Source organism: Dactylosporangium sp. NPDC049742 (assembly GCF_040674675.1).
GTDB classification, from domain to species: Bacteria; Actinomycetota; Actinomycetes; order Mycobacteriales; family Micromonosporaceae; genus Dactylosporangium; species Dactylosporangium maewongense.
Map to the genome: position 1 here is coordinate 1 of NZ_JBFANF010000151.1, position 3,420 is coordinate 3,420.

At 77.2% G+C, this 3,420-nt stretch carries 3 protein-coding genes; 2 read left to right on the forward strand and 1 reads right to left on the reverse strand.

Annotated features, from left to right (window positions below):
* The coding region (locus tag AB0J72_RS58800; RefSeq protein WP_363417986.1) for a TOMM precursor leader peptide-binding protein at positions 1-1,194 on the reverse strand (1,194 nt) is incomplete at its 3' end.
* A 135-nt stretch (positions 1,195-1,329) separates the two neighbouring features.
* Between AB0J72_RS58800 and AB0J72_RS58805 the strand changes: the two genes are divergently transcribed.
* Both AB0J72_RS58805 and AB0J72_RS58810 read left to right on the forward strand, forming a co-directional pair.
* Entirely contained in the window at positions 1,330-1,509 is a 180-nt protein-coding gene (locus tag AB0J72_RS58805) for a thiomuracin/GE37468 family thiazolyl RiPP peptide (RefSeq protein WP_363417989.1), read from the forward strand.
* 4 nt (positions 1,510-1,513) lie between these two features.
* Positions 1,514-3,420 (forward strand): lantibiotic dehydratase (locus tag AB0J72_RS58810; protein WP_363417992.1); only part of this gene is annotated, 1,907 nt, incomplete at its 3' end.

Consider the following 3,420-nt stretch of genomic DNA (forward strand, 5'->3'; position numbering starts at 1 on the left):
GGCGAGCTCGCCGACGGCGCCGGCGGCGGCCGCACCCGGGTCGAGACCGGCCGCGGCGGCGAAGCACAGCGCCGGTGCCGCGCCGCCGGTGGCGACGGCGGTGACCACTGGCACCGGCAGGTCGATGCGGGTGTCGAAGAGGCGCACCCGGTGCCCGGCGGCGGCGAGCCGGTCGAGCAGCGCACCGGCCGTCGGGTCGGTGACCGCGTCGGGCGTCAGCTCGGGCAGCTGCGCCCGGCCGTACCAGGCGATGAGGAACGCGTCCCGTTCGACGAGTTCCAGCAGGCCGTGCAGGGCCGCCTCCTCCAGGCACGTGCCGATGGCGCAGCCGTTGGACGTGTGCCGGGTTCCGGCGAGGAAGTACGCCGTCCTCTCCGGTACGAGGACCGGCGCGTCGTGCCGCAGCGAGTGCCCCGGCACCCACCGGAGCCGTGCCCGCGGGTCGAAGGACGGCCAGTCGCCGGGGATCGCGCGTGGCGCGAGGCGTTCGTACGTGTCGACGACGACCGGGCCGGTCCCGGCGCGCGCGGCGGCCGCGGTGCGTTCCAGGCCTTCCAGGAGCGCGGCGGTGCGGCTGCGACGGTAGCTGCTGGCGTGCCCGCTCCACAGGATCCGTCGCGGTTCGCCGCCGGATTCGAGCAGGGTGCCGCCGACGACCACGGGGACGGCCGGTGCGTCGGTGAGGGCGACGGCGGCCGGGCCGAGGGCGCCGCACACCGGGTTGAGCAGGGCCCGCTGCGGCAGGTCGACGGCGTCGAGGTCGCGCAGCCGGGTCGCCGGCGCGGACGGTTTCGGCCGGGGCACGAGGCGGACCGGCTCGTCGGGGGTCGTGCCGCACGCCGGGCAGTCCGGGTCGGGCAGCAGCTCGTGGCGCTGGATGTCGAGGGTGTCCCACGCCAGCCGGTACACGGTGCCGGCGTCGGCGAGCGCGTGCAGCTGGACGATGAGTTCCAGCAGGGCGGGGGACAGGTGCGGCCACGGCCCGGGTGTCCAGCTGCCGGCGCCGGGGGTCAGCGGCCGCGCGGCCGGCTGGAGGCGGCCGCGGCGCAGCGCGAGGCAGGCGTCGCAGGCGCCGATGAGGACCGCGTCGTCGGTGACGTGGACCGTCGCGGCCGGGTCGGCGCCGAGCACACCGACCACGGCCTGCGGCACGGCGGACTGGATGACGGCGACGGCGGTCACCAGTCCATCCATGACGCGCATTCTCACCGCGGCCATCTGGGGGAACGACTAGACCTCGCCCATGGGGCGGCCGGATCGGGTGGCGGTCTCCCTACCGTGGGCGTAGGTCGCCCGGGCACGGGCCGGCCACCGCTGAGGAGGTAGCAGATGCAGTCAACGGAAGTCCGGTCGGACACCCGGCCCGAGCTGCGGTTCGAGCTCGACGAGGTGCCGATGGACATCTTCGACCTGACCGAGCAGGGCCTGACGGTCGAGTCGCTCACCGCGGGTCACGGGCTGGGCGAGTTCGGCGCCTCGTCCGTGTTCTCCTGCTCGTCGTCGTCCTGATCCAATGACACGGCCGCAGGCCTCAGCCACCCGGACGGCCACCCGAACGGCCGCCGGCTATGCGGTCGAGCAGTCGGTGGTGGTCCGGCTGGCGGGCCTGCCGGTCGGCGTCCTGTCCGCGATGCGGTTCACCCGTACCGTGGCCGCCGTCGACGCGCTGCTCGACGAGCGGGACCGGGCCCGGCACGAGGCGCAGGCGCTGTCCGAGGCGCTGTACCCGTTCGCCGGTGACCCGGCCAACGCCGCCCTGAAGACCCGGCTCGTCGCGCTGCGGCGGGCGATCCACCAGGACCGGCGGCTGCCGGCGCACGTGTGGAACGCGCAGATCCGCGATGTGCTGCCCGCGCCGCTGGCCGGCCGCATCGACGGCTGGGACGCGGCCCGGGCCGCCCGCCTCGGCGCGGAAGCCGACCTCGAGCAGTTGCACGCCGACGAAGCCGCCGAGGTCGCCGCCCGCATCCGGGACGCGGCAGGCCGCCCGGAGTTCCGCCGGGCCCTGGCCCAGGCGAGCCCAGACCTGTCCGCCGCGTTGGAACGCTGGCTGCGCGGCGGGCACCGGCCCCGCGCCCGGGCCGTCGGCGGCCTGGTCGCGTTCCTCGGCCGGGCCGCGGCGAAGACCAGCCCGTACAGCTCGTTCGCCCGGATCGGCCTGGCCCGCCTCGACGACGCCGGGCCGGCGCCGGACAGCGGGGACCCGGCGGCGCTGTCGGTGCTGGAGTTCGACCGCGTCCTCGTCGCGCGGCTGGTCCGGGCCCTGTCGGCCCGGCCCGAGCTGGCGGCGACGCTGGTGCTGCGGGTCAACCCGAGCCTGCACCGGACCGGCGGAGCGCTGCGATTCCTCGGTACCGGCGAAACGATCGTCACCATGGGCGCCGCACCCGCCGTGCTGGCGTGCCTCGACGCCGTCCGCGACCGGCAGGCGACCACCGCCGACGTGGTGCGGGAACTGGCCGCCGGCACGGCGCAGGCCGACAAGGTCGGCGCCTTCGTCGACCGGCTCGTCGCCGTTGGCCTGCTGGAGGCCCGCCCGCCGGTGCCGGTAGAGGGCCCGGAGCCCCTCGGTGCCCTCGCCGGCTGGCTGCGGGCCGCGGGCGTGGCCCCGACCGGTGTCCGGCTGCTGCGCGAACTGGACCGCCTGATGACCGACCCGGCGCCGGTCGGCGCCGGGCTCGCCGCGCACCGCGAACGGCTTGCCACCGCCGTCGCCCACACCGTGCGGCTCGGCGCCGAGTTCGCCGTGCCGGACTGGCCGGACGCCGACCGCCTGGACCGGTTCGTCTGCCACGAGCACGTCGTGGAGCGCGGCGCACCGGCCCGCCTGGAGGCAGACGCGTGGCGGCCGGCGCTGGACGACCTCGACGTCGTGCGGCGCTGGCTCGGCCTGCACGACCCGATGCTGCCGACCCGCCTCGCGCTCGCCGACCGCTGGACGGCATGGTTCGGCGATGCCCCCGACGTGGCGCTGCTGGACCTGCACGAACGCGTCCAGCGGGAGCTCGCCGGGCAGAGCCCGCTGGCGGCGTACCTGCGCGGCGACTACACCGTCGGCGTCGCGGACCTGGCGACGAGCCCGGTCGGGCGGCACACCCGGTTGCACACGCTGCTCACCGAGTCGATCACGGCGCTCACCGGCCCGGCCGACGGCCCGGTGGTGCGGGTGCCCGCCGGACGGGTGCGGCGGCTGACGCAGACCTGGCCGGCGTGGGTGACCGCGCCGGCGTCGATCACCTGCTACGGGCAGGCGGTCCCCGGCGCCGACGGGCCCGGCCTGGCGGTCAACGTCGTCACCGGCGGACACGGCCGCGGCCGCGGGCGCTGGACGCACCACGCCGCCCCCGCGGGCCCCACGCCGATGACGCCGGCCCCGGCGGCGCCCGCCCTGGACCGGCGGGGCGGGGCGATCCTCGCGGA

Coding starts and splice junctions, on each gene's coding strand:
- AB0J72_RS58805 (WP_363417989.1), top strand. CDS start 1,330: ATGCAGTCAACGGAAGTCCGGTCGGACACCCGGCCCGAGCTGCGGTTC.